Source organism: Mumia spirodelae (assembly GCF_050632745.1).
GTDB lineage: Bacteria > Actinomycetota > Actinomycetes > Propionibacteriales > Nocardioidaceae > Mumia.
On sequence record NZ_JBODSD010000001.1, the window covers coordinates 629,383 to 654,919 of the forward strand.

The 25,537-nt window shown below is 71.8% G+C and carries 27 protein-coding genes; 16 read left to right on the forward strand and 11 right to left on the reverse strand.

The window, feature by feature from the left end:
- Positions 1–195 precede the first annotated feature (195 nt).
- Positions 196–1,827, forward strand: a complete 1,632-nt coding sequence (gene groL / locus ACQSSQ_RS03105; RefSeq protein ID WP_431325569.1) for a chaperonin GroEL — start codon at positions 196–198, stop codon at positions 1,825–1,827.
- A 97-nt stretch (positions 1,828–1,924) separates the two neighbouring features.
- On the opposite strand, the gene ACQSSQ_RS03110 is transcribed toward groL, so the two are convergent.
- Together ACQSSQ_RS03110 and ACQSSQ_RS03115 are read right to left on the reverse strand one after the other, a co-directional pair.
- The gene (locus ACQSSQ_RS03110; RefSeq protein WP_431325570.1) at positions 1,925–3,145 is read right to left on the reverse strand and encodes a hypothetical protein; all 1,221 of its coding nucleotides are present in this window, start codon (positions 3,143–3,145) and stop codon (positions 1,925–1,927) included.
- Positions 3,142–3,711: a SigE family RNA polymerase sigma factor gene (locus ACQSSQ_RS03115; RefSeq protein WP_431325571.1), complete on the reverse strand. Its 570-nt coding sequence runs from the start codon at positions 3,709–3,711 to the stop codon at positions 3,142–3,144. Before ACQSSQ_RS03115 ends, ACQSSQ_RS03110 begins: the two co-directional genes overlap by 4 nt.
- A 128-nt stretch (positions 3,712–3,839) precedes the next feature.
- Between ACQSSQ_RS03115 and ACQSSQ_RS03120 the strand changes: the two genes are divergently transcribed.
- Positions 3,840–4,517: an FMN-binding negative transcriptional regulator gene (locus ACQSSQ_RS03120; RefSeq protein ID WP_431325572.1), complete on the forward strand. Its 678-nt coding sequence runs from the start codon at positions 3,840–3,842 to the stop codon at positions 4,515–4,517.
- Here ACQSSQ_RS03120 and ACQSSQ_RS03125 read toward each other — a convergent pair.
- The 3 genes from ACQSSQ_RS03125 to ACQSSQ_RS03135 are packed head-to-tail and all read right to left on the reverse strand — an operon-like array spanning position 4,472 to position 6,755.
- Positions 4,472–5,350, reverse strand: coding sequence for a metallophosphoesterase (locus ACQSSQ_RS03125; RefSeq protein WP_431325573.1), 879 nt, complete (start codon positions 5,348–5,350; stop codon positions 4,472–4,474). The genes ACQSSQ_RS03120 and ACQSSQ_RS03125 overlap by 46 nt on opposite strands.
- Positions 5,351–5,403: 53 nt before the next feature.
- Positions 5,404–5,952 (reverse strand): GNAT family N-acetyltransferase, encoded by a 549-nt coding sequence (locus ACQSSQ_RS03130; RefSeq protein WP_431325574.1) that lies wholly within the window; start codon positions 5,950–5,952, stop codon positions 5,404–5,406.
- Positions 5,949–6,755, reverse strand: a complete 807-nt coding sequence (locus ACQSSQ_RS03135; RefSeq protein ID WP_431325575.1) for an N-acetylmuramoyl-L-alanine amidase family protein — start codon at positions 6,753–6,755, stop codon at positions 5,949–5,951. Before ACQSSQ_RS03135 ends, ACQSSQ_RS03130 begins: the two co-directional genes overlap by 4 nt.
- Before the next feature lie 35 nt (positions 6,756–6,790).
- Between ACQSSQ_RS03135 and ACQSSQ_RS03140 the strand changes: the two genes are divergently transcribed.
- On the forward strand, positions 6,791–6,928 hold the full coding sequence (locus ACQSSQ_RS03140) for a hypothetical protein (protein WP_262848336.1): 138 nt from the start codon (positions 6,791–6,793) through the stop codon (positions 6,926–6,928).
- A 3-nt stretch (positions 6,929–6,931) separates the two neighbouring features.
- Complete coding sequence (locus tag ACQSSQ_RS03145) at positions 6,932–7,567, forward strand: hypothetical protein (RefSeq protein ID WP_431325576.1); 636 nt, start codon at positions 6,932–6,934, stop codon at positions 7,565–7,567.
- Here ACQSSQ_RS03145 and ACQSSQ_RS03150 read toward each other — a convergent pair.
- Complete coding sequence (locus ACQSSQ_RS03150; protein WP_431325577.1) at positions 7,542–8,807, reverse strand: ArgE/DapE family deacylase; 1,266 nt, start codon at positions 8,805–8,807, stop codon at positions 7,542–7,544. The two genes, ACQSSQ_RS03145 and ACQSSQ_RS03150, sit on opposite strands and share 26 nt — an antisense overlap.
- A gap of 57 nt (positions 8,808–8,864) precedes the next feature.
- On the opposite strand from ACQSSQ_RS03150, the gene ACQSSQ_RS03155 reads away from it, so the two are divergent.
- The 4 genes from ACQSSQ_RS03155 to ACQSSQ_RS03170 are packed head-to-tail and all read left to right on the forward strand — an operon-like array spanning position 8,865 to position 12,656.
- Entirely contained in the window at positions 8,865–9,476 is a 612-nt protein-coding gene (locus tag ACQSSQ_RS03155) for a nucleotidyltransferase family protein (protein WP_431325578.1), read from the forward strand.
- 9 nt (positions 9,477–9,485) lie between these two features.
- Positions 9,486–10,367 (forward strand): AAA family ATPase, encoded by an 882-nt coding sequence (locus ACQSSQ_RS03160; RefSeq protein WP_431325579.1) that lies wholly within the window; start codon positions 9,486–9,488, stop codon positions 10,365–10,367.
- Positions 10,368–10,371: 4 nt separating this feature from the next.
- Positions 10,372–11,466, forward strand: a complete 1,095-nt coding sequence (locus ACQSSQ_RS03165) for a vWA domain-containing protein (RefSeq protein WP_431325580.1) — start codon at positions 10,372–10,374, stop codon at positions 11,464–11,466.
- Between the two features lie 56 nt (positions 11,467–11,522).
- The gene (locus ACQSSQ_RS03170) at positions 11,523–12,656 is read left to right on the forward strand and encodes an XdhC family protein (RefSeq protein ID WP_431325581.1); all 1,134 of its coding nucleotides are present in this window, start codon (positions 11,523–11,525) and stop codon (positions 12,654–12,656) included.
- Between the two features lie 26 nt (positions 12,657–12,682).
- Here ACQSSQ_RS03170 and ACQSSQ_RS03175 read toward each other — a convergent pair whose 3' ends face one another.
- Both ACQSSQ_RS03175 and ACQSSQ_RS03180 read right to left on the reverse strand, forming a co-directional pair.
- A complete protein-coding gene (locus ACQSSQ_RS03175) occupies positions 12,683–13,501 on the reverse strand; it encodes a hypothetical protein (RefSeq protein ID WP_431325582.1) in 819 nt (272 codons plus the stop codon).
- Complete coding sequence (locus tag ACQSSQ_RS03180; RefSeq protein ID WP_431325583.1) at positions 13,498–14,145, reverse strand: RNA polymerase sigma factor; 648 nt, start codon at positions 14,143–14,145, stop codon at positions 13,498–13,500. The genes ACQSSQ_RS03175 and ACQSSQ_RS03180 overlap by 4 nt, the downstream gene beginning before the upstream one ends.
- A gap of 95 nt (positions 14,146–14,240) precedes the next feature.
- On the opposite strand from ACQSSQ_RS03180, the gene ACQSSQ_RS03185 reads away from it, so the two are divergent.
- From ACQSSQ_RS03185 to ACQSSQ_RS03210, 6 genes are all read left to right on the forward strand, one after another.
- Entirely contained in the window at positions 14,241–15,491 is a 1,251-nt protein-coding gene (locus ACQSSQ_RS03185) for an HNH endonuclease signature motif containing protein (RefSeq protein ID WP_431325584.1), read from the forward strand.
- Entirely contained in the window at positions 15,475–16,362 is an 888-nt protein-coding gene (locus ACQSSQ_RS03190; protein WP_431325585.1) for a hypothetical protein, read from the forward strand. Before ACQSSQ_RS03185 ends, ACQSSQ_RS03190 begins: the two co-directional genes overlap by 17 nt.
- A gap of 96 nt (positions 16,363–16,458) precedes the next feature.
- On the forward strand, positions 16,459–16,959 hold the full coding sequence (locus tag ACQSSQ_RS03195; RefSeq protein ID WP_431325586.1) for a (2Fe-2S)-binding protein: 501 nt from the start codon (positions 16,459–16,461) through the stop codon (positions 16,957–16,959).
- On the forward strand, positions 16,956–19,448 hold the full coding sequence (locus ACQSSQ_RS03200) for a xanthine dehydrogenase family protein molybdopterin-binding subunit (protein ID WP_431325587.1): 2,493 nt from the start codon (positions 16,956–16,958) through the stop codon (positions 19,446–19,448). The genes ACQSSQ_RS03195 and ACQSSQ_RS03200 overlap by 4 nt, the downstream gene beginning before the upstream one ends.
- A complete protein-coding gene (locus tag ACQSSQ_RS03205) occupies positions 19,445–20,299 on the forward strand; it encodes an FAD binding domain-containing protein (RefSeq protein WP_431325588.1) in 855 nt (284 codons plus the stop codon). Before ACQSSQ_RS03200 ends, ACQSSQ_RS03205 begins: the two co-directional genes overlap by 4 nt.
- Positions 20,299–21,030: an SRPBCC family protein gene (locus ACQSSQ_RS03210; protein ID WP_431325589.1), complete on the forward strand. Its 732-nt coding sequence runs from the start codon at positions 20,299–20,301 to the stop codon at positions 21,028–21,030. The genes ACQSSQ_RS03205 and ACQSSQ_RS03210 overlap by 1 nt, the downstream gene beginning before the upstream one ends.
- A gap of 1 nt (position 21,031) precedes the next feature.
- On the opposite strand, the gene ACQSSQ_RS03215 is transcribed toward ACQSSQ_RS03210, so the two are convergent.
- Complete coding sequence (locus ACQSSQ_RS03215; protein WP_431325590.1) at positions 21,032–21,391, reverse strand: DUF8819 family protein; 360 nt, start codon at positions 21,389–21,391, stop codon at positions 21,032–21,034.
- Between the two features lie 30 nt (positions 21,392–21,421).
- Positions 21,422–21,994 (reverse strand): HD domain-containing protein, encoded by a 573-nt coding sequence (locus ACQSSQ_RS03220; RefSeq protein WP_431325591.1) that lies wholly within the window; start codon positions 21,992–21,994, stop codon positions 21,422–21,424.
- A gap of 159 nt (positions 21,995–22,153) precedes the next feature.
- On the opposite strand from ACQSSQ_RS03220, the gene pflB reads away from it, so the two are divergent.
- Both pflB and pflA read left to right on the forward strand, forming a co-directional pair.
- Positions 22,154–24,418 carry a formate C-acetyltransferase gene (gene pflB, locus ACQSSQ_RS03225; protein ID WP_431325592.1) on the forward strand — a complete coding sequence of 755 codons (2,265 nt, stop codon included), beginning with the start codon at positions 22,154–22,156 and terminating at the stop codon, positions 24,416–24,418.
- Complete coding sequence (gene pflA, locus ACQSSQ_RS03230) at positions 24,418–25,227, forward strand: pyruvate formate-lyase-activating protein (protein WP_431325593.1); 810 nt, start codon at positions 24,418–24,420, stop codon at positions 25,225–25,227. The genes pflB and pflA overlap by 1 nt, the downstream gene beginning before the upstream one ends.
- Before the next feature lie 6 nt (positions 25,228–25,233).
- Here pflA and ACQSSQ_RS03235 read toward each other — a convergent pair whose 3' ends face one another.
- A complete protein-coding gene (locus tag ACQSSQ_RS03235) occupies positions 25,234–25,509 on the reverse strand; it encodes an acylphosphatase (RefSeq protein ID WP_431325594.1) in 276 nt (91 codons plus the stop codon).
- Between the last annotated feature and the right edge of the window lie 28 nt (positions 25,510–25,537).

A 25,537-nucleotide genomic window follows, 5' to 3' on the forward strand; every position in this document is an offset into this window, starting at 1 on the left:
GCCCACTCTTTGCACTCGCTGGGTCCGAGTGCTAAAAAGGGCATTAGCACTCGTCTCTCACGAGTGCCAACGTACGAACGGGCCAGGACGATGAGGTCCGAAGGTCGCGGCGAGAAGGGTTCGTCGTGGACACGGGCCGTCCGTCGCGGGCATCCCCTGGGCCATCCACCTCTACGCGGAGGAATCGCGGGAGACATGCCGAAGACCATTGCATTCAACGAGGAAGCCCGTCGCGGCCTCGAGCGCGGGATGAACACCCTCGCCGACGCCGTGAAGGTGACCCTCGGCCCCAAGGGCCGCAACGTCGTCCTCGAGAAGAAGTGGGGCGCTCCGACCATCACCAACGATGGTGTGAGCATCGCCAAGGAGATCGAGCTCGAGGATCCCTACGAGAAGATCGGCGCCGAGCTCGTCAAGGAGGTCGCCAAGAAGACCGACGACGTCGCGGGCGACGGCACCACCACCGCCACCGTGCTGGCCCAGGCGCTCGTGCGCGAGGGCCTGCGCAACGTCGCGGCCGGCGCCAACCCGATCGCGCTCAAGCGCGGCATCGAGAAGGCCGTCGAGGCGATCAGCGCGCAGCTGCTCGGGATGGCCAAGGACATCGAGACCAAGGAGCAGATCGCTTCGACGGCCGCGATCTCCGCTGCTGACCCGACCGTCGGCGAGATCATCGCCGAGGCGATGGACAAGGTCGGCAAGGAAGGCGTCATCACCGTCGAGGAGAGCAACACCTTCGGGCTCGAGCTCGAGCTCACCGAGGGCATGCGCTTCGACAAGGGCTACATCTCGCAGTACTTCTACACCGACCCGGAGCGCATGGAGGCGGTGCTCGAGGATCCGTACATCCTCATCGCCAACTCCAAGATCAGCAACGTCAAGGATCTCGTGCCGGTGCTCGAGAAGGTCATGCAGTCGGGCAAGCCGCTGCTGATCATCGCCGAGGACATCGAGGGCGAGGCGCTGGCCACCCTGATCGTCAACAAGGTCCGTGGCACGTTCAAGTCCGTCGCCGTCAAGGCCCCGGGCTTCGGCGACCGCCGCAAGGCCATGCTGACCGACATCGCGATCCTCACCGGTGGCGAGGTCATCAGCGAGGAGCTCGGCCTCAAGCTCGAGAACGCCGACCTCACGCTGCTCGGCACGGCCCGCAAGGTCGTCGTGACCAAGGACGAGACCACCATCGTCGACGGCGGTGGCTCGGAGGACCAGATCACCGGCCGGGTCAACCAGATCCGCGCCGAGATCGAGAACTCCGACTCGGACTACGACCGCGAGAAGCTGCAGGAGCGCCTGGCGAAGCTCGCCGGCGGTGTTGCGGTCATCAAGGTCGGCGCGGCCACCGAGGTCGAGCTCAAGGAGCGCAAGCACCGCATCGAGGACGCCGTCCGCAACGCGAAGGCTGCCGTCGAGGAGGGCATCGTCGCCGGTGGCGGCGTGGCGCTCGTCCAGGCCACCGCTGCGGCGTTCGAGAAGCTCGAGCTCGACGGTGACGAGGCCACCGGTGCGCAGATCGTGCGCTCGGCCTCGACCGCTCCGCTGAAGCAGATCGCGGTCAACGCCGGCCTCGAGGGCGGCGTCGTGGCGGAGAAGGTCCAGGGCCTCCCCGCCGGCCACGGTCTCAACGCGGCGACCGGCGAGTACGTCGACCTCATCGCCGAGGGCATCCTCGACCCGGCCAAGGTGACCCGCTCGGCGCTGCAGAACGCAGCCTCGATCGCGGCGCTCTTCCTCACCACCGAGGCCGTCGTCGCCGACAAGCCTGAGAAGGCCGGCCCGGCGATGCCGGGTGGCGACATGGGCGACATGGGTGGCATGGGCTTCTGATCCCAGAGCCTCCCGCTCACGCACCACGTACGACGCCCCGTCGGTCCTCGGACCGGCGGGGCGTCGTCGTTCCGCAGCGCCGTACCGGACGGGCGCCTCAGCCGTCCCCCTCGCTCGCCGGCCACGGCGCTTGATATCCGGTGTCGCCGGGGAACGACGCATCCTGGAGTCCCGACTCTCGAAGCCAGCAGCTGGCACCTCTCAAGTCGCCGCCGGGCATGGGACAGTCGTACAGCGCCCACCCGTCTCCACCGGCAATGCGGGTGAGCACCATCGGGGTGCCGTCGGTGTCGTGGCCAAGCCTCGGGTTTCCGACACGGTTGGGCGAGAGGAACAGCTCCGTTCGGGCCCCGCTGGCGACGTCGATGGCGACGACGGCTTCGGGTGCTGGTCCGCTTTCGCCGACCGAAGGCCCGGAGATGAGCCGAGTCCGGCCGTCTGGCGCGATCACCCAGTCACTCGGCGACCGGTTCTGCAGGCTGTCGGACAGCCTGTGCGTCCGCCATCCCGTGAGTGCGCCCCCCGACACGTCGGAGATCGCGAGCGAGCCCGGTCCGACGTAAAAGATCGTGCGGCCGGCAACTCCGACGACGGCGACGCGGCCAGCGCTGAGGAGGCGTTCGAACCCGCCGTAGCCGGAGGCGTCCCACACCCGGTAGGAACTTCCGCCGCCATCAGGAACCTCCTCGACGACCATTCCTGAATCCATCCCGATCAGCGTGGCGGCGTTGTTCAGCAATGCCGTCTCTCGCAATTGCCCCAGGTCGTACACGTGACCGGTCAGCCGTGAGTTCTCCATGCTGGTCCACGCGACCAGGTTGCCGTCGGGATCGGCGACGAGCGTAGGGCGCCACGTACTGTCAGACACGCGACCACCGAGCGAGACTTCCGTCCCGTCCGGACGGACCAAGACCGGCCGAAGGTCGTCACCGATCGAGACGAGCCCGTAGGGCGTGGCGGCAGTGAGGGCCTCGCCGCCCGGGAGCGCCAGTGCGTGAAGAGCACCGCCAATCGAGACTTTGTCGCTGCCGACGAGGCTGATGTGAAGGTCTCCCTGCGGCCTGAGAAGGGTCCGGACCGCTGTTGGGGTCGAAGACGGCGCGCTCGTCGCGGGCACAGGCGGTGCGTCGGTGTGCGAGACCTTCGGAGTGAGAAATATCCCCGCGATGATCACCGTGACTGCTGCGGCTGCGGTGACGAGCGGCACGAGGTGGGAACGGCTCCGACGCCGCCTCGTGATCGCGGCCAGGTCCGGAGGCGGCACCGGGCCGGTCGTGTGGTCGGCGATCGAGTCGCGGACGAGTTCTTCGAGTGTCATGCGGACCTCCCTCCGAGGTCGAACGTCGGTTTCGTGGCGGGGTCACAGTCTTCGAGATCGAGCCCGCGCCCTCGGGTCGTGAGCTCTGCCCGCAGCGTCCTCATCGCGGCGTTCGCGCGGCTCTTGACAGTGCCGGCGGGCACCCCGAGCGCCTCGGCGGTATCGCGCTCACTGAGGTCCTCGTAGTAGCGAAGGACGATGACGGCTCTTTGCTTCGCCGGTAGGCGCTGCAGGCAACGCCACACCGCGTCGGACGTGGCGACGGCGTCGTCGTGCGTGTGGCTGTGGTTCGCGTGCTCGGGTACGACCGACACCGAGTGCTCGACGTGACGCCACCGCCGACGCCATCCGTCGCGCACCTCGTTGACGACCATGCGGCGCACATACGCGTCGGGACGCTCGGCACTGAGAACGCGCTCCCACGCTGTGTACGCCTTAGCGAATGCGGTCTGCACGACGTCCTCCGCGTCGTTCCGGTTGCCGGTCAGCGCGTGAGCGAGCCGGAACATAGGGATCCACTGCGCGTCGACGAACGCCTCGAAGTCAGAGCGCTCTTCATGGGTCATGATCGAAGAGACGTTATCCGGTGGCCTTTCGGTTCGTTCCCGCGTTCTGCAGAATGCGCGCGACGATTCGTTCCCACCTGTCCGAGGCCGAAACGAATCGTCGTCCTGCAGCGCCGTACCGTGGAGCCGTGTACGTGCCCCGCTTCAACGCCCTCGACGACGCCGCCGCGATCGACGCCCTGATCGCCGCCAGCGGTGCCGGTGACCTCGTGACCGTCCACGCGGAGGGGGTCCCGTATGCGACGCGCCTGCCGCTGGTCTGGCTGCGCGAGGAGAGCCGCGTGGTCGCGCACATGGCGATCGCCAACCCGCACTGGCGGACGATCGTCGACGGCTCACCGGTGCTGGTCGTGGTGAGCGGGCCGCAGGCGTACGTCTCGCCGTCGTGGTACACCGCGAAGGCGGAGCACGGCCGCGTGGTGCCGACGTGGAACTACAGCCGGGTCGAGCTGCGCGGCACGGTCCACGTCCACGAGGACCCGGCGTGGCTGCGCGACGCCGTCACCCGCCTCACCGAGCAGCACGAGCAGCCGCGGGAGGAGCCGTGGGCGGTGACCGACGCGCCGGAGGCGTACGTCGACGGGCAGCTGCGCGGCATCGTCGGCATCGAGGTGCGCGTCGCGTCCGTCGAGGGCAAGGCCAAGCTGAGCCAGAACCGGTCGGACGCCGACCGCGCCGGCGTGGTCGCCGGGATGCGTGCCGAGGGAGGGACGGAGGCCCTGGCCGTCGCGACGGCGATGGAGGCCGGGATGCCGCCGCGTCACTCGGACGCGACGTCGACCCCCGACATCGCGTCGACGAGGTAGACCTGCTCACCGGCACGCGGATCACGTGCGTGCAGCGTGACGAACGTCGGAGAGAACGGGCCGCCCAGGTCGACGACGGTCGCGGACGCGCCGAGCACGCCGCGGATCTGCTCGGGGCGGCACGTGCGGTCGTTGCGGGTGACGACGCCCGGTGTCGTCCACACCGGCACGCCGCCCAGCGTCCCGGAGAGCTGCAGGTGGAAGTGCCCGCACAGCACCGCCCGGACGTCGGTGCCGGCGACGGCCTCGCCGAGACGCTCGCCGTCCCGGAGGCCGTCCTGGCGCATGAACGGCGACCACGCGACGTGCAGGGGCGGATGGTGGAGGGCGACGACCGTGCCCTCAGGTGCCGGCCGCGAGAGCTGGCCGCGCAGCCACGCGAGCTGACCGCCGTCGAGCTCTCCGTGCACGGAGCCCGGGACGAGCGAGTCGAGCGTGATCACCCGAAGGCCGTCCACCTCGCTCACCGCGGCGCGCTTGCCGCTCGACCCACCGGCGAGCCTCCCGCGGTCACGCCCGTCCGGCCCGAGGTGCCCCGAGCCGAGTGCCCGCGAAAAGGCGTCGCGGCGGTCGTGGTTGCCGGTCGTGTAGACGTGCGGGACGCCACGCTCGTCCGCGAACGCGCCGACGAGCTCGCGGACGGCGACGCACCCCTCGTACGACCCGTCGTCCGCGATGTCGCCGGTGACGAGGACGAGGTCGAGGTCGGGCACGTGGCGTGCGTCGTGGAGGATCCGCTCCAGCGCGGAGACGGCGTCGACGCCGTCCTCGTCCGGGCCGGTGCGGCTGACGTGGGTGTCGGACAGGTGCAGGATGCGGTGCGTGGCGGCCACGGCGGCAGCCTACGGCGCGCCACCGACGTACGCCCCGGCTCAGCGCTGCGACTTCACCAGACGTCGCCGTCGCGCCAGTCGCAGGTGATCGGGGCGTCGAGGTCGAGAGCGGTCCGCGTCGTCCGGACGAACACCGCTCCGTCGTCGTCCGCCGTGCGCTCCCGTCCCCCCGGTGCGGCGACGTACGTCGGGCCGCGCCACGGCGACCAGCCGAGCCCGCGGTAGAAGCTCAGCCCCATCGTCGACGACGACAGCGCCCCGAGCTCGAAGTCGCGGTCGAGCACCTGCTCGACGGCGCGCATCACGACGGTCCCGAGCCCCGAGCGACGGTGGGTCGACCGGACGGCCACGCCCTCGACGTACCCCGTCGTGTACGCCGTGGCGCCCGATGGCGGCCCGATCCACAAGGTCCGCGGCGCGACCGCCGCGTGCGCGACGAGGGTGCCGCCGTCGCGGGCGAGCGCGTGGTGCCCGCCGAGCGTGTGCTGCCAGTCCTCGGCGCTGAACGTGCCCTCGAACGCGAGGTCGAGGAGTGCCCGGACCTCCTTCAGCGCGGCCTCGTCGAGCGCGTCGGTACGCCGGACCTCCACCTGGACGTTCACGGCTGGAGCGCGCGCCGGGCCGCGGCGGCCAGCGCCTGCGCGTACCGGCGCTGTCCGGCGCTCGACCGCATCGTGCGCGCGTCGCGCGGGTTGCGCATGTTGCCGAGCTCGACCATCACCGTCGGGATCCTGCTCAGGTTGAGCGTGCCGAGGTCGCTGCGGCGGACGATGCCGCGTCCCCCGGCGGTGTAGGTCGACCGGCGGAACCCGGCGTCGTCGAGCGCTGCGCGGGTCAGCCGTCCGAGCCGCAGCGAGCGGACGACCGTGCCGCGCTTCTTGGTCACGATCACGTGGAAGCCGCGTCCTGACCGGGCGGCGCCGTCGCCGTGGATGCTGATCTTGAGGTCGGCGGCGCGGGACCGCCCCCGGTACCCCTTGTTGCCGATCCGCCCTCGCACGTCGACGCACGGTCCCCAGCGATGGCGGCTGTTGAGGGAGCGCGTCATCACGACCGTTGCCCCCTGGGCCTGCAGCGCGTCGCGCAGTCGCGTCGCCACCCGCCACGCGAACGTCGCCTCGGCGAAGCCGCTCGCGGTCGCCGTCCCGGTGGTGTTGCAGGGCTTGCGCAGCCCGCCCGCGTCCACGAGCCGGTTGATGCGCTTGGGGAAGCGGCTGTTGCCGAGCTGATGCCCGGGGTCGATCACGATCGTGCGGCCCGCGAGCGGTGCGGGGGTCGCGGCCGCGCGGGCCCCGGCCCCCTCGGCCACCGTCGGCCGCGCCGGAGCACCGGGAACCGCGGCCGCAGCGGTGCCCGCGGACGCGGCGAGGGCGGCGGCGGCGAGCAGGGAGGTGAGGCGACGCATCGTACGAGGCTAACCCGGACCAGTACGCTGGCCCCATGCTCTGGCTGCTGATCATCATCGGGGTCGTCGTCCTGGCGTACGTCTACCGGGTCCAGCTCCTGTCCAAGGTCCTCGGGCAGGACGAGGCTCGCGTGCGTCGGATGCTCGACCGCCGCAAGGGCGACCGCTACTAGGCCGTGGGGCCTTCAGGGCTCGCCGCCGGGATCCTCATCGCCCTGGCGGGCCTCGTGCTGCTGGCGCTCGCGCTGTCCGGCATGGCCCTGCTCGTCCTCGGCGCGCTCGCGAACCAGCGACGGGGCTCGCGGCCGCTGGTGTGGACCGGCGCGTCGCTGCTCGCCCTGGTCGCGGTCGCCGTCGTGGCGACGCTGGTCTGGGTACGGTTCTCGAGCGACCCGGACACGCTCGAGCTCGACCTCCGCGAGCCGATCAGCGCAGCGTCGCTCGACAAGGAGGAGATGCCCGGCTTCCCGGGCGTGTACGACTACAGCTCGGACCGCGTCGCGCTGGTGCTCCCCGACGGGACGCACTTCGCCTCCGACGCCGACGCGGTGACGGTGTGGACCGAGGACGGGACGGTCACGTCGGTCCGGATCAACCGGCAGATGATGTCGAGGACCGCCGCCACGACGGTCGTCCAGGACTGGGCGGGCGACCTCGGGCTGGGCAGCCCCGACCCCGGCTCGTCCGGCGCGTGGTCGGTCTCCGAACCCGCGGGCGGGGCCGAGGCGCGTCTCTCGCTCCAGCCCGGCACCGACGGTGGTGCCCGACCGTTCCTCGCGATCGAGGTCAGCAGCACAGCCGCAGCGCCGTGAGGACGTACGCCCGCGCGCACGCGATCACGTCGGCGACCTCGACGTGCTCGTCGACGGCGTGCGCGTGCGCGATGTCGCCCGGGCCGTACTGGACCGTCGGCACCCCCGCCGCGCCGTAGAGCCGCAGGTCGGACCCGTACGGCGCACCCGTCGCGGCCGGCCGGGACGACCCCGCGGCCTCGGCGGCGTCCTGGACGATCCCGAGCAGGGAGTGGTCGTCGGGGAGTCGCCCGGGGGCGAAGGTGCCGCCCGGGAACGAGACCGTCACCGGGTGGTCGCGCAGCCAGAGGTCGCCGTCCGACGCCTCTGCCACGGCGGCACGCAGGACCGCCTGCGCGGCGGCGACCGACTCGCCCGGGCGCACGCCGTACCGGCCCTCGGCGATGCACAGGTCCGGGACGGTGCTCGCCCAGTCGCCGGCGTGGACGGTGCCGATCGAGATCGGGAACGGCAGGACCAGGTGCGCGAAGCGCTCGCCGACGTCGGTGTTGCGCTGCGCCTCGAGGTCGCGCAGCGCGGCTCGGACCGTGTCGAGGGCGTCGAGCGCGCTGATCCCGCTGGTGCGCATCGAGCCGTGCGCCGCCTTGCCCCTCACCTCCAGCCGGAACGTGAGCGCGCCGGCGTTGTCCGTCACGACGGACCCGGCGGTGGGCTCGGCGATCACGCAGGCGTCCGCGGTGTGGCCGCGCCGCAGGGTCGCGTACGCGCCGAGGCCGCCGTCCTCCTCGCCGATGACGGTGTGGACGGCGAGCGGCCGCGCGAGGCGGACGCCGCTCGAACGGATCGCCTGCACGGCCCCGAGGACCGCCGCCGTGCCGCCGAGCATGTCGCAGACACCACGGCCGTACCAGCGTCCGTCGCGCTCGCGCACCGTGAACGGGTCGTGGTCCGACCACAGCGCCGGGTCGCCGGGCGGGACGACGTCGACGTGCCCCGACAGCGCGAGCGCCGGGACGCCGCCACTGTCTCCGGGGACGATCCCGACCGTGCCCCACGCCGCGGACCGCTCGACCTCCATGCCGGGGAAGTCCGGCTCCTGGCGCAGCGTGGGCAGGTCGATCTCCCAGTGGTCGACGTCGGCGCCGAGCTCGGCCAGCCGGTCCGCGCACCAGTGGCTGGCCGCCACCTCGCCCACCGTGCCGTCGACCGGGGCGAGGGCGACGAGCGCGGTGAGGTCCGCGGCGATCCGCTCCTCGTCGAGGTGGGAGAGCACGTCCTGCGGATCGAGAGCTGCGGTCACGCCCTCAGTGTGCGTCACGACCCCACGGGGCCGGACGAGATGGCAGGATCTGGCGGCATGGCGGAGCGAGCGCGGGTGACGGGTGTCGTCCTGGCCGCGGGCGAGGGTCGCCGGATGGGCCTGCCGAAGGCGCTCGTCGAGACCGCGGACGGGGAGCCGTGGGTCCGTCGTGCGGTCGGTGTCCTGCGCGACGGGGGGTGCGACGAGGTGCTCGTCGTGGTCGGTGCGGCGGCGGGTCGCGTGCGCGCGGTGGTCGAGGACGTCCGGCCGGTGCCGGCCCTGGTGGAGGCTCACGACTGGGGCGCGGGCATGGGCGCGTCGCTGCGCGCGGGGCTGCAGCACCTCGTCGACCGGCCCGCCGGTGACGCAGCGCTCGTCATGCTCGTCGACCTGCCCGACGTCGGCCCCCAGGTCGTACGCCGCGTCCGCGGCCACGTGGACGCTGCCGAGGACCGGAGGTCCACGCTCGCCCGCGCGACGTACGACGGCCGCCCCGGGCACCCGGTGCTGATCGGACGGGACCACTGGTCCGCGATGGCGGCGACGCTGTCGGGGGACGAGGGGGGACGTCGCTACCTCGCCGAGCACGACGCGGTCGGGATCGAGTGCGGCGACCTCGCCACCGGGCGCGACCAGGACACGCCCACCGGCTCGCCGGGACCGGAATAGGCTGGCGGTGTGAAGCAGCCCCGCAGCAGCGACGACCTCGTCCGCGACCTCGACGAGGTCGGCTACCTTGCGGACGAGGGTCTGGCCACCATCGCGTACCTCGCGCTCGCCATGCAGCGCCCGCTCCTGCTCGAGGGCGAGCCGGGCACCGGCAAGACCGCGCTCGCGGAGGCGATCGCGCAGGCGTACGACGTGCCGCTGATCCGCCTGCAGTGCTACGAGGGCATCGACGCGACGCAGGCGCTGTACGACTGGGACTTCCCGCGGCAGATCCTGCATCTGCGGACCGTCGAGGCGACCACCGACCGGGCACAGGTCGACGCCGACGCCGTCGAGCAGTCGCTGTTCGACGAGCGGTTCCTGCTGGCCCGGCCGATCCTCCGTGCGCTGCGCGAGGCGCCCGCGGTCCTGCTCGTCGACGAGATCGACCGGGCCGACGACGAGTTCGAGGCGTTCCTCCTCGAGGTGCTGTCGACCAACCAGGTGACGATCCCCGAGCTCGGGACGGTACGCGCGACCGTGCCGCCGATCGTCGTGCTCACCTCCAACCGCACCCGCGAGCTGCACGACGCGCTCAAGCGCCGCTGCCTCTACCACTGGATCGAGCACCCGGGGATGGCGCGCGAGGTCGAGATCGTCCGGACGCGGATGCCGCAGGTCTCCCAGCGGCTGGCCGAGCAGGTCGTCACCGTGGTCCAGGAGCTCCGCGCCCGTGGAGACCTGCTCAAGCCGCCCGGTGTGGCGGAGACGCTCGACTGGACGGCGGCGCTGGACCGCCTCGAGCGGGACGAGCTCGACCTCGTCACCGCGGCCGCGACGATCGGCGCGGTCTGCAAGTACCGCGAGGACATCGACCGCGTCCGCGAGTCCCTCGCGTCGATGCTCGCCTGAGCCGATGGCCGACGTCGCGATCTTCGTCGGCTTCGCGCAGGCGCTGCGCGAGGCCGGGACCGGCGTGACCGCGGACAGGACCCAGGCCTTCGTGGAGGCGGTCAGCATCCTCGGGCCTGACCGACGACGCGACGTCTACTGGGCGGGGCGCGCCACGCTGTGCGCCGAGCCGGACGACGTGGCGACGTACGACAAGGTGTTCGCAGCCTGGTTCTCTCCCGAGGAGCCGCGGCTGCGGACGCGCAGCCAGGCGCCGCCCCGCGTCGTGGTGCAGGCAGGGCTGGAGGACGCCGAGGAGGGTTCGGGCGAGGCGGGCGACGACCAGCAGGTCGCGATGATCGCGAGCGGCACGGAGACGCTGCGCCACCGCGACGTGGCGACGCTCTCGGCTTCCGAGCGCGTGGCGGTGGCGCGGATGTTCGAGCGGCTTCGCGTGCAGGTCCCGCTGCGCCGCAGCCCCCGTCGTACGCCTCACCGCCGGGGAGACCTCGACCCGACCCGCACGCTGCGCGACCAGCTCCGCAGGGCGGGGGAGCCCGGCCCGCTGCGCTTCCGGGCCCCCCGGCGCCGACCGCGCCGGATCGTGCTGCTGGTCGACGTCTCGGGATCGATGAGCGCGTACGCCGACAGCCTCCTGCGGCTCGCGCACCGGCTGGTCAGCGCGTCGCCCCGGCAGGTCGAGGTGTTCACGCTCGGCACCCGGCTCACCCGCGTCACGGCGGCCATGCGGCTGCGCGACCCCGAGGACGCGCTCGCCGCCGCCGGTCAGACCGTGCCGGACTGGTCCGGCGGGACGCGGCTCGGTGAGGTGCTGCGCGCGTTCGTGGACCGGTGGGGTCAGCGGGGCATGGCGCGCGGAGCGGTCGTCGTCATCGCCTCCGACGGGTGGGAGCGCGGCGACCCCGTGCTCCTCGGCGCCCAGGTCGAGCGCCTGCAACGACTGGCGTACCGGGTGCTGTGGGCGAACCCGCACCGTGGCCGCCCCGGCTATGCCCCGGTGCAGGGCGGCATCGCGGCCGTCCACCCGCACCTCGACGCGCTGGTCGCCGGGCACTCTCTGGCGGCCTTCCAGGCACTTCTCGACGAGGTCGGCCGCTGATCCGTGTGCGGTCATGACGACCTCGCGGCTCGGGACGCCGACGTAGTCTGGATCACATGCGCGACGTGCTCGACGAGCTCATGGAGACGTGGAAGTCCGGCGAGACGGCCGGGGTCGCCACGGTGGTGCAGACGTTCCGCTCGGCCCCGCGGCCGGCCGGGGCGTCGATGGTCGTCGCGCCCGACGCCAGTGCGTACGGCTCGGTGTCCGGCGGCTGCGTCGAAGGCGCCGTCTACGAACTGGCGCAGGAGGTCGTCGGTGCGGGGGCTCCGGTGCTCCAGCGCTACGGCGTCTCGGACGACGACGCCTTCGCGGTCGGGCTGACCTGCGGCGGGATCCTCGACGTGTTCGTCGAGCCGGTCTCGCAGGAGACGTTCCCGGAGCTCGGGGACGTCGCCGCCGACATCGAGGCCGGACGACCGGTGGCCGTGGCGACGGTGATCGCGCACCCGGACGACGGCTGGGTCGGACGCCGGATGGTGGTCCGCCCGGAGGACGCCACCGGCTCGCTGGGCTCCGATCGCGCCGACGCCGCGGTCGCCGACGACGTACGGGGCCTGCTCGCCGCCGGGCGCACGGCGACGCTGACCTATGGTCCGCACGGCGAGCGGCGGGGGGAGGGCATGCGGGTCTTCGTGGCCTCGTACGCCCCCAAGCCGCGGATGCTCGTCTTCGGCGCGATCGACTTCGCCGCCGCGGTGGCGCGGCAGGGGGCGTTCCTGGGCTACCAGGTGACGGTGTGCGACGCCCGCCCCGTGTTCGCCACCGCGGCCCGGTTCCCCGACGCGCACGAGGTCGTCGTCTCCTGGCCCCACAAGTACCTCGCGAAGCAGGTCGAGGCCGGCCTGGTCGACGAGCGCACGGTGGTCTGCGTGCTGACCCACGACCCGAAGTTCGACGTGCCGCTGCTCGAGCTCGCGCTGCGCCTCGAGCCGCCCCACCGGCCGGCGTTCGTCGGCGCGATGGGGTCGCGCCGGACGCACGACGACCGGCTCGCGAGGTTGCGCGAGGTGGGGGTGACCGAGGACGAGATCGCGCGGCTGTCCAGCCCGATCGGGCTCGACCTGGGAGCGCGGACGCCGGAGGAGACCGCAGTCTCGATCGCGGCGGAGATCATCGCGCTCCAGTGGGGCGGGCACGGGGACCGGCTGAGCGCGCGCGAGGGGCGGATCCACCACGAGGTGGAGTGACTGCGGCTCGGGGGTCGCGTCGCGGCTCAGCTGCCGGCGGTTAGCCCGGCGGCCGAAAGCGTGCTGCCGTCGCTCAGGGTGACGGTGTAGTGCCATGCGCCCATGACGTCGGGGCGCTTGCTACTGGGTGCTTCTGAGGGCCACCATGCGGCGAATCGTCCGTTCTTGACCGTCGCTTCGACGTCGGTTCCGAGCGGAGTTCGGACCGTCACGGCTTCGACGTCCTTGCCGGCATACCCGTAGATCCAGATCAGGTACCCCTTGCGGAACCAGCCCTCGTCGGTGACGACGGCAGTGCTGCCCGTCTCGGCGATCTGGTCAGGGCTCAGCGTTGTTACCGGGGTGGGTTCCGCGAGGTCGGCGAAGATCTCGTGACCCTCGGGGTCCTGGCCGGCCGTCGCGTTGCGCATCAGGCAGGTTGCCTCGCCGCTGGGTGCGGTGATGAGAACGTACGTCCAGCCTCCGCGTCGCTCGGCCAGCACGGACTGGTTCTCGCTGTCGGACATCTTGAGCTTTGTACGGCAGGTGTCCGCGGCGGCGGCGCTCTTCGTCGCGGAGAGGGGCTCCGGCTTCGCCGTCCATGACGCGAAGGCTGAGCTGCCACCGAGTGTCAGCGCAGCTGCTGCGGTACCGGCGGCGGCCAGTGCGCCGAGCGGCACCAGTCGCCGCCAGCGACGCCGCAGCCACGTCGGCTCCTTCGCCGGTGGGACGGTGGTGGGGCTTGTCACGATCCGGGTGAACGCGTCGTCGGCATACCGCCGTTCTGCGGCGTTCAGGGAGGTCTCGGGGGCAGCGTCGAGGCTGCGCAGTGCGGTGTAAATGTCGCCAGCTGGCTGCTTCGTCATGGGAGGCTCCCCTCAGGAGCGGCGGACGGGGCGGGACTGTCGGCAGCGTGGGAGCTGGTGTGACGTCGGAGGGCGCGGCGCGCGCGGGAGAGCCGCAGGCGGTAGGCGGCGGACGAGATGCCGAGCACCGTTGCTGCCTCGGGCGTGGTCAGCCCGTCGAAGACGGTGAGCGCGATGGCCTCCTGGTGGGAGGCGCTCAGCTGTGTCCAGGCTGCTGCGATGTCGACGCGTTGGGCAACGAGCTCGGAGTGGTTGCCCGCATCGCCGTCGGTCATGCTCTCGGCGAGTCGTACAGCGAGAGCGTTGCGCCTGTCGCTGCCACGGCGGGCGTTCTGGAGGGCGTTGCGCGCGGCGCCGAAGAGCCATGCCCGGGCGTCGGGCAGTTCTGTGGGAAGGTCGTCGAGGCGTCGCCAGGCGATCAGCATGACGTCTCCGGCGACGTCCTCGGCGTGGGAAGGGTGAGCCCGCCTGCGAATGAAGCGCAGCAGGTCGAGGTATGCCGCGTCGTAGATCTCGCGGAAGCGCTGTTCACGCGCCAGCTGCGAGGGTGAGGACATCGGCTCCATGCCCTGCTCCTGTCCAGGAACGGCGAAGTGTGTCGTGTTGGTGTCGAGAATTCTCGGGTTGTGCTCCCGCTCGCGCATGTCCCCACTCGTCCACAGGCTTCGCCGCGGCGCGCTCGTCCACAGGGTGGCACCAGCGGGACCCGTGGGGGAAGCCGACTCGAGACGATGGAGGCATGCACTCCTCCGACGCGGTCGACCCCGGGCTCCTCGCCTACGCGTCCCGCGCGCGCTGCCGCGCGGAGGCAGCCGAGATCGCGGCGATGCTGGAGGCCGACGACGCGGGCAACCGCGAGGCGGGCGCCCTCGGATCGACGCTGAGGCAGCAGCTCCACGTGCGTGCCACGCGGATGGAGATCGCCGTCGCGACGGGGCTGTCGGAGGGGCAGCTCCGTGCGCGGCTCGCGACGGCGCGTGCGGCGCGCGAGAGGCTTCCTCGAGTGTGGGCCAGCCATCAGGCGGGCGGCGTCGACGGCTACCGCGTCCAGCTGGTCGTCGAAGCGCTGGGGCGTCTCGCGTCCGACGCATCGGCCGAGCGACTTGACGCCGCGGTCGTGCCGTACGCGGAGTCGCACACCACGATCGAGCTCAAGGCATGGCTGCGCCGGTTCGTCGCCCGCGCCGAGCCCGACCTCGACGCCGAGCGCACCGCTCGCGCACGGGAGGATCGTCAGGTCAGCGTCCGTCACGGCGAGGACGGCATGTCGGAGCTCTGGGCGCTGCTGCCCACGCTGCAGGCGGCCACGATCGACGCACGCCTGCGACGGGAGGCGGCGAGACAGCCGGACGACGGCCGCACCCGCGCCCAGAAGCGGGCCGACCTCCTCGCGGCGTGGGCGACCCACAGCGAGGACACCGTCGCGCGCCCCGCGGCCGACATCGCTGTGGTGATCCCGCTCGACGCCCTGACCCGTGCGACCGACGAGACGGCGGCCGAGAGCGCCGACGGGTCGTGGGTCGTGCCGGCACGCGAGATCCGTGACCTCGTCGCCTCGGGTGCCACCACCAACGTCTTCTGGCACCGGCTCATCACCGACCCCGCCGGACGCGTGCTCGACCACACCTACCTCGGCCGCTTCGCCCCGGCGGTTCTTGCGAAGGCGGTCGCCTTCCGCGACGGCGTGTGCCAGGCGCCCGGGTGCACGGTCCCGGCCAGCCAGTGCGACCTCGACCACCGTCGGCCGTGGCCTGAGGGCAGGACGTCCGGGAGCGAGATCTGGCCCCTGTGCCGGCGCCATCACGCGCTCAAGTCGCACGGCTACCTGACTCCCGTGGAGCGGGTGCCGCTGCCCATGCACGACCTCGGTGCTCCACCGTCGGAGTACGGATGGCGCCTACCGTCCGGGCGCATCCTGCGCGCCGAGCGGCCGGTGCGCGGGCCGACAGGCGAGGCCGCCGCAGGGCCGAGCGGTGCCCACGCCGCCTGACGAGCTGGGTGACGCCCTTGCCCTCATAGCCTCCGCGTGCGGGGAGGCGACGACGTCGGAGAAGCGGACGAGCGAGCCCAGCGCCGCTCCGACCACCGCCGCGGTACGCCCGTGGATCACGCAGGAGCGTGCGCAGGAGCGGCTGGACGAGGCGGCCACACTGGCACTCGAGGCGGCCACGGGGTCGTACGCACTCGAGTACGCGCCTCCGATCGATGAAGAGATCGAGATCTCCGGCAGCTGGGACCTCCTCCGAGGTGCGTCCTCGTGGGTGATGGCAGGAGGCGCGGGCGACGAGCGCGTCAGGGTCGAGATCCGGGGGCTTGAGAGCGGCGCCTACCTCACCATGGCCGTGCCCCACCAGCCAGGCGCGGGATGCTGGATGAAGATGGGCCGGCAGGACATGACGGCGGCCGCGGAGAAGGGCGGCCTCCCGACCGCGGCGATCGGCGTGATGGGCGACCAGTACGTCGGAGTGCTCCTCGAGCCGGTGGCCTCCGCGCAGCAGGTCGATCGACGGGGACGGCTGCTCATGGACCTTCCGCTCGCCGATGCGCTGGCCCTGAGCGCCCCGAGCCTTGGCAAGAAGCTGCTTGCGTCGATGCCCGAGGCGCTCGACGGCCTCGTCGTCCCGGTCGCCGTCACACTCCGCCCCGACGGCAGCTATGACGAGCTGGTGATGCCGCTCGAAACGACGCGCGACCTGCTCGTCGAGGCCGATGCGGTCACGTCCGAACAGGCGGAGCAGCTTCAGTCCTTCGGGAGCGAGGTCGCGATCGACTACGAAGGATTCGGCGAGCCCGTGACGGTCGAGGCGCCGAAGAGATCTGCGGTCGTGCTTCTCGGCAAGGAGATCCCCGCGCGCTGCTGACGGCAGTATCTGCGATCGCGTTGTGATCCACGTCACGCGGGTGTAGGAAAGGCTTCAACCAGTCGGGCGCGTCCTACGCCGAGCGGAGTGAAATCCATGGCCAAGAAACCGATCACCGTGACCGTCGACGGGGTGTCCTACACCGACGACGTCGAACCCCGAACCCTTCTCGTCCAGTACCTCCGCGAGCAGCTCGGCAAGACCGGGACCCTCGTCGGGTGCGACACCACCAACTGCGGCGCGTGCACCGTCCACCTGGACGGGCGGAGCGTGAAGTCGTGCACGATGTTCGCGGTCCAGGCCGACGGTCACGAGGTCACCACGATCGAGGGCGTGGCCACGGCGGACGGGGAGCTGCACCCGATGCAGAAGGCGTTCCACGAGTCCCACGCGCTGCAGTGCGGGTTCTGCACGCCGGGCATGATCATGCAGTCCATCGACATCGCCAACGAGCATCCCGACCCGGACGAGGCGACGGTGCGCGAGAACCTCGAAGGCAACCTCTGTCGGTGCACGGGCTACCAGAACATCGTCAAGGCCGTCCAGGCCGGCGCCCGCGAGATGGCCGGCGGCTCGTCCGAGGCAGGTGCGGCATGACCGTCACCGAGATCGGGACCCCGCGCAAGCGCAAGGAAGACCAGCGCCTGATCACGGGGCGTTCCCGCTACACCGACAACATCGTGCTCCCGGGCATGCTCCATCTCGCGATGGTCCGCAGCCCGTTCGCGCACGCCACCATCACCAACCTCGACACCAGTGCCGCCACCTCGGCACCCGGAGTCGTCGCCGTCTACACCGGCGCCGACATCCAGGACCTGTGCGGCACGCTCCCCAACGCGTGGCCGATCACGCCGGAGCAGAAGTCACCGCACCACCCGTCTATCGCGGTGGACCACGTGGCGTTCGCCGGTGAGATCGTCGCCGTCGTCGTCGCGCGGAGCAAGACCGCCGCCCAGGACGCGGCCGACCTGGTCGACGTGGACTACGACGAGCTTCCCGTCGTGCTCGACCTGGAGGAGGCGGAGAAGGACGAGGTGCTCGCCCATCCCGACCTCGGCACCAACAAGTCGGCGTTCTGGGTCTTCGACTCCGGCGAGGCGGGGACCGGCGGCAACGTCGAGGACGCGCTCGCGGCAGCCGGCGCGGAGGACCAGGTCCTGATCGAGCGGACCTACTACCAGCAGCGCCTGATCCCGGCGTTCATGGAGCCCCGCTCGACCGTCGTGGACCCGACCGGCGAGCAGACCACCATGTGGTCGGCTACCCAGGTCCCGCACATCCTCCGCCTGATGCTCGCGCTCACGCTCGGCATCCCGGAGTCCAAGGTGCGGGTGATCGCGCCCGACGTCGGCGGCGGCTTCGGCGGCAAGCTCCAGGTGACCCCGGAGGAGGTCGTCACGATGATCGTGGCGCGCCGCACGGGCAAGCCCTGCAAGTACACCGAGACCCGCTCCGAGTCCTTGATGGCGGCCCACCACGGCCGCGGCCAGGTGCAGCGGCTCTCGCTGTCCGCGACGCGCGACGGCCAGGTCACCGGCCTCAAGGTGCAGCTGCTCGCGGACATGGGGGCCTACCTCGGGCTCGTGACCTCGGGCGTGCCGATCCTCGGAGCCTTCATGTTCCCCGCGATCTACAAGATCCCGGCGTACCGCTTCGAGTGCACCAACCTGTTCACCAACAAGGCGTGGACCGACGCCTACCGCGGCGCCGGCAGGCCAGAGGCGACCTTCGCGATCGAGCGCCTCATGGACGACCTGGCGGCCGAGCTCGACATGGATCCAATCGAGCTGCGTCGCAAGAACTGGATCCCGCACGAGGAGTTCCCGTTCACGAGCGTCTGCGGCCTCGAGTACGACAGCGGCAACTACGAGGCGGCGACCGCGCGGGCGCTCGAGCTGTTCGGGTACGACGAGCTGCGCGCCGAGCAGAAGCGGCGCCGCGACGAGGGCGACACCGTCCAGCTCGGCATCGGGATCTCCACGTTCACCGAGATGTGCGGCCTCGCGCCGTCGCGGGTGCTCGGCTCCCTCGACTACGGGGCGGGCGGCTGGGAGTACGCCCAGGTCCGCATGCTCCCGACCGGCAACGTCGAGGTCGTGACCGGTGTGAGCCCGCACGGCCAGGGTCACGAGACGGCCTGGAGCCAGATCGTCGCCGACCGGCTCGGCGTCCCGTTCGAGAACGTCGAGGTCCTCCACGGGGACACGGCGATCGCGCAGCGCGGGCTCGACACGTACGGCTCCCGCTCGCTCGCGGTCGGCGGCATGGCCGTCGTCGCGGCGGCCGACAAGGTGATCGCGAAGGCGAAGGTCATCGCGGCCCACCTCCTCGAGGCGTCCGAGGACGACCTCGAGTTCGCCGAGGGCAAGTTCACGGTCCGCGGGACCGACCAGGGCGTGGCGCTCGGAGACATCGCCCTGGCGACGTTCGCAGCCCACAACCTCCCCGACGGGATCGAGCCGAGCCTCGACTCCGACGCGACCTTCGACCCGGAGAACTTCTCGTTCCCCCACGGCACGCACCTCGCGGCCCTGGAGGTCGACACCGAGACCGGGCAGGTGAAGCTGCGCAAGTACGTCTGCGTGGACGACATCGGCAACGTGATCAACCCGCTGATCGTCGAGGGGCAGGTCCACGGCGGGCTGGTGCAGGGGATCGCGCAGGCGCTCTTCGAGGAGGCGGTTCACGACGACGCCGGGACGCTGGTGACCGGGTCCTTCGTCGACTACCTCGTCCCGAGCGCGGCCGACCTCCCGTCGTTCGTCACCGATCGCACCGAGACGGCGTCGACGACGAACGTCCTCGGCGTCAAGGGAGTGGGCGAGGCGGGGACGATCGCGTCGACGCCTGCGATCGTCAACGGCGTCATCGACGCCGTGCGGCATCTCGGAGTCGATGACATCCTCATGCCATGCTCGCCCAGCCGCGTCTGGGCAGCGCTGCAAGGAGCGGACAAGGGCCGGGGGGCCGAGGCCGCCGCACCGACGGTCAACAGCCCCGAGGTCGCCGAGCGCGACGTCGCGTCGACGGGCGCAGTCCAGACGGGTACGGACGAGGGTCCGACGAACCAGGGGGATGGGCAGTGATTCCGACAGCTTTCGAGTACGAGGCACCGAGCACCGTCGAGGACGCCGTGCGGCTCCTCGCGGAGGGCGGCGACGACGTCAAGGTCCTGGCCGGTGGTCAGAGCCTCATCCCGGTGCTCAAGCTCCGGCTTGCCGGGCCCGAGCTGATCGTGGACCTCGGGCGCATCGACGGGCTGCGCGGCATCCGCGAGGACGGCGACGCGTTGGTGATCGGGGCGATGACGCCGCACCACGAGGTCGCGACGAGCGGTCTGGTCCGCGAGCACGCGGCGCTGCTGGCCGAGGCTGCGGGCACGGTCGCCGATCCGCAGGTGCGTCACCGTGGCACGTTCGGCGGTGCGCTGGTCCACGCCGACCCGGCGGGCGACATGCCCGCGCCGGCGCTGGCCCTCGGTGCGTCGTTCGAGATCGCCGGGCCGTCGGGCGTTCGGACGGTGGCCGCGGAGGACTTCTTCGTCGACCTCTTCACCACCGCGGTCGGCGAGGACGAGATCCTCACCGCCGTGCGCGTGCCGAAGCGCACCGGGTGGACGGCGGCGTACGAGAAGTTCGTCCGCGTCGCTCAGCAGTGGTCGATCGTGGCGGTCGCGGCGACCGTGCGCGTCGAGGGCGGCACGATCGCGGAGGCGCGCCTCGGCCTGACCAACATGGGATCCACGCCCGTCCGTCCGACGTCCGTCGAGCAGGCCCTGATCGGCGTCGCCCCCGTGGACCAGGAGGTCGAGGCTGCCGTGGCCTCGGTCGCCGACGGCACGACGCCTCCGGACGACCTCAACGGGTCGGCGGACTACCGGCGCCACCTCGCGCGCGTCCTGACTCGGCGGGCCGTGGTGCGGGCGGCTGGTGCCTGATGGACCTCACGCACACCTTCACCGTCCCTGCACCGATCGAGACGACCTGGGCCGCCTTCAACGACCTGGAGTCCATCGCGCCGTGCATGCCCGGGGCCACCGTCGAGGTGGTCGACGAGAACGACTTCACCGGCACCATCAAGATCAAGCTCGGGCCGATCTCGTTGGTGTACGGGGGGTCGGGGACGTACGTCGAGCGTGACGAGGCCGAGCGTCGGGTCGTGATCGACGCGAAGGGGAAGGACAAGCGGGGGCAGGGCACGGCGGGGGCGAAGGTGACCGCCCGGCTCTTCCCCGACGGTGAGGGGACGCGGGTCGAGGTCCAGACGGAGCTCGCCATCACCGGCAAGCCGGCGCAGTTCGGCCGCGGGGTGATCCAGGACGTCAGCGACAAGCTGCTGTCGCAGTTCGTCGGGTGCATCAGCGACCGGCTGACGGCGACGTCCCCTCCGGAGGAGGAGACGCCGGAGGAGGTGCCGGCCGCGGAGGCGGAGCCGGAGCCCGGGCGCCACGCCGCGGACGTGCGGGAGCCGTCCGCCCCTCCGCGGGCGGTGCCGGCCCCGGGCCCCGTCGGCGGGCCGTCCGGCGATCCGCTCGCCTCGGAGGCCGCCGAGCTCGACCTGGGGGCGACGGTGCTGCCGGTGATCGCCCGCCGGTACGGCTCGCGGATCGTGGTCGGCGGCATCGCGCTCGCGATCGTCTGGTGGGTCGTGCGACGGGTCCGGCGCTGACTCAGCCGGCCGGCTGGTCGAGCGCACGGAGGGCGCCGAGCGGGGCGACCTCGATGCCCGACTCGGTGCAGACCCAGTGAGGGTCCTCCCCGAGCTCGGGCTCCACGCCGAGCGTGTGCTCGGCGGTCTCCTCGCACGCCTGGCAGCGGGGCCACCGGCTGCCGGAGTCGAGGAGGGCGTCCTGGACGTCCTGCGCGACGAGGCCGACGAGGTACGGCGCACCGTCCGGCCACTGCGAAACCCACCAGCCGCGCTGGCTCAGTGCCTCCTCGAGGACGGAGACGGCCGCTGCGTCGGCCATGCGGCACGCGTCGAGGTCGTGCAGCACTCGCGCGCGCGCCTCCAGGAGGAACTCCGTCACGGCGTCCAGGTTAAGCGGACGGGCCAAGCGCTACACCGCGACGGGCCGCCCGAGCTGGATCAGCTCCCGGGTCGTGTTGGCCCGGGCGCGTGACTCCCACCAGGCGCGGGCGGGTGAGGTGACGAAGAGATGCGGCCGGGCCTGGTAGCGGGTCAGCACCCGCGAGCGCAGCCGTCGGTACTCCGCGTCGGGCACGTGCGCGTTCTCGGTGCGGATCGCGCGGGCGTACCGGTCGTAGCGGTCGGGGGCCGCGCCGAGGATGCTCAGGTCGGCGTCGCAGAGCACGGCGGCCTCGAGGTCGCCCGGGGGCGCGACGTGGTCGCGGGTCGCCAGCACGATCTCGGCCACCCGGTCTCCTTCTCCCGCGCCGAGCCAGTGCTGCGCGAGCGCGGCTGAGCGCTCGACGTTGTCGGCGCGGTGGACGTCGTAGACCGCGTCGTGGAACCAGGCGGCGGCGTGGACGGCGTCGACGTCGAAGTCCAGGCCCGACGACGCGAGGGAGTCCACGGCGCGGATGACCTCTGCCAGGTGGTCCGTGTCGTGATGCTCGCGGTGTGGCTCCGACCAGCGCTTCGCCAGCTCGAGCCGGATGCGGGGGTGCACCTGTCCAAAATACGGGGGGTTCCGGTCAGCCGCAGATGGGCCCCGACATCCGTGCGACGAGAACGCAGTGTGGTCAAACAGACACGATTTGGTGGTGCAAACAACAAATGTCCGGAGTTGACTGGGAAGAGAGGGAAACAGCCATCAAGGGGGATGGGCATGACCACCACGACCGACAGCCAGCTCGACAGCACGGCGGTCAGCGCCTGGGAAGGGTTCGTCGACGGACCCTGGCGCGACGGCATCGACGTGCGCGACTTCATCCAGCGCAACTACACCCCGTACGAGGGTGACGCCGGGTTCCTCGCCGGGCCGACCGAGCGGACCACCGCGCTCTGGGGCCAGCTCAGCGCCATGTTCCCCGAGGAGCGCGAGAAGGGCGTCTACGACGTCGACTGGCAGACCCCGGCCGGGATCACGGCGCACGCGCCGGGCTACCTCGACCGCGACCGCGAGGTGGTCGTCGGCCTCCAGACCGACGCCCCGCTCAAGCGCGCGATGATGCCCAACGGCGGCTGGCGGATGGTCGAGACGGCCCTCGAGACGTACGGCTACCCGGTCGACCCGGTCCTCAAGAAGGTCTTCACCGAGATCCGCAAGACGCACAACCAGGGCGTCTTCGACGCCTACCCCCCGTCGGTCCGCGCGGCACGCTCGTCGCACGTGATCACCGGCCTCCCCGACGCGTACGGGCGCGGCCGCATCATCGGCGACTACCGGCGCGTGGCCCTGTACGGCGGCGACGCTCTGATCGCGGCCAAGCAGGTCGACCGTGCCGGCCTCGACATGCAGCAGGCGAGCGAGGACGTCATCCGGAGCCGCGAGGAGAACAGCGAGCAGATCCGCGCGCTGCGCGAGCTCGTCGCGATGGCGGCCTCGTACGGCTTCGACATCTCCGGACCGGCGTCGACGGCGCGCGAGGCGGTCCAGTGGACCTACTTCGCCTACCTCGGGGCGGTCAAGGAGCAGAACGGCGCCGCGATGTCGCTGGGCCGCACCGCCACCTTCCTCGACGTCTACCTCGAGCGCGACCTCGCCCGTGGCCTGATCACCGAGTCCGAGGCCCAGGAGCTCGTCGACGACTTCGTCATCAAGCTGCGGATCGTCCGCTTCCTGCGCACCCCCGAGTACGACGCCCTGTTCAGCGGCGACCCGACCTGGGTCACGGAGTCGCTGGCCGGCATGGGCGACGACGGACGGCCCCTCGTGACGCGGACGACCTTCCGCTACCTCCAGACCCTCTACAACCTCGGACCGGCCCCCGAGCCGAACCTGACGGTGCTCTGGAGCGACCGCCTGCCCGAGGGCTTCAAGCGCTTCGCGGCCCAGGTCTCGATCGACACCTCCGCGATCCAGTACGAGTCCGACCACCACATCCGCGAGCACTGGGGCGACGACGCCGCGATCGCCTGCTGCGTCTCCCCGATGCGCGTCGGCAAGCAGATGCAGTTCTTCGGTGCTCGGGTCAACCTCGCCAAGACGCTGCTGTACGCGATCAACGGCGGCCGCGACGAGATCACGGGCAAGCAGGTCGGCCCGGCCACCGCCCCGGTCGGCGACGGTCCGCTGGTGTTCGACGACGTGATGCGCCGCTTCGACGCCGAGATGGACTGGCTCGCGGCGACGTACGTGGAGGCGCTCAACGTCATCCACTACATGCACGACAAGTACGCCTACGAGCGTCTCGAGATGGCGCTGCACGACTCGGACGTGCTGCGGACGATGGCCTGCGGGATCGCGGGGCTCTCCGTCGCCGCGGACTCGCTGTCGGCGATCCGGTACGCGACGGTGGTCCCGGTCCGCGACGAGCGCGGGATCGTCGTCGACTACGAGACGACCGGCGACTTCCCGACCTTCGGCAACGATGACGACCGCGTCGACGACATCGCTCGCGACCTGGTGGGGCGCTTCATGGAGAAGGTCCGGGCCTACCCGACCTACCGCGACGCGCTGCACACCCAGTCGGTCCTCACGATCACGTCGAACGTCGTCTACGGCAAGGCCACCGGCAACACCCCCGACGGCCGCCGACTCGGCGAGCCCTTCGCCCCCGGCGCGAACCCGATGAACGGGCGCGACACCCACGGGATGCTCGCGAGCGCCCTCTCGGTCGCGAAGCTGCCGTACGACGACGCTCAGGACGGCATCTCGCTGACCAGCACGGTGGTGCCGGCGGGGCTCGGGCGCACGAAGGACGAGCAGGTGACGAACCTCGTGGGGCTCCTCGACGCGTACACCGGGTCCGACGGGTTCCACATGAACGTCAACGTGCTCGACCGGGCGACGCTCGAGGACGCGATGGAGCACCCGGAGAACTACCCGCAGCTCACCGTCCGCGTCTCGGGCTACGCCGTGAACTTCGTCCGGCTGACGCGGGAGCAGCAGCTCGACGTCCTCTCGCGGACGTTCCACGGAGCGGTCTGATGACTGCGGCGCTCGCCGGCATCGCCGCCCGCGACGGCCTCGACCACGGCGAGCGGCTCGCGCTCGTGCGGTCGGGCGACCTCGGGTCGATGCACTCGTGGGAGCTCGTCACCGCCGTCGACGGACCCGGGACGCGCCTGACCGCCTTCCTGAACGGCTGCCCGCTGCGGTGCCTGTACTGCCAGAACCCCGACACGTGGCAGATGCGCGACGGCGACCCGGTGACGGCCGAGGAGCTCCTGGGACGCGTCGACCGCTACCGTCGGGTCTTCGCGGCGACCGGCGGCGGGCTCACCCTCTCGGGCGGCGAGCCGCTGATGCAGCCGGCGTTCGTCGCGAAGGTGCTGCGCGGCGCGAAGGAGCGCGGGATCCACACCGCGATCGACACCTCGGGCTTCCTCGGCCGCGCCGCGACCGACGCGATGCTCGACGACGTCGACCTGGTGCTCCTCGACGTGAAGTCTGGCGACGAGGACGCCTACCGCCGTACGACCGGGCGGGCGCTGCAGCCGACGCTCGACTTCGGCGACCGGCTCGCCGCCCGGGGGACCGAGGTGTGGGTGCGGTTCGTCCTCGTGCCGGGTCTCACCGATGCGGTGGAGAACGTCGAGAACGTCGCGGCGATCGTCGAGCGCTGGCCCCAGGTGAGCAGGGTCGAGGTGCTTCGCTTCCACCAGATGGCGCGGGACAAGTGGGGCCGTCTGGGCCTCTGGTACCCGCTGGCCGACACCGAGCCGCCGAGCGCCGAGCTGGTCGCGCGCGTCCGAGACCAGTTCCGCGCTCACGGGCTCACGACCTTCGTCGGCTGACCCCGCTCACCGGACCGCGAACCCGCTGCCCGGGTCGTCGGCCGGCTCCGTGACGACGTCGAAGACGGTCGCGTCCGGCGGCCCCTGCTGCATCCAGGTCACGAGTTCCTCCACGGCGTCGGCCGGACCTGCCAGGAGGGCCTCGACAGCACCGTCGTCGGTGTTGCGGACCCACCCGCGCAGGCCGGACGCCTCGGCGCGCTCCCGGACGGACGCGCGGTAGAACACGCCCTGCACACGCCCTCGGACCACGACGTGCACCGCGCTCTCCCGCTCACCCATGCCCCGATGGTCGCGTGCGCGCGCTCGC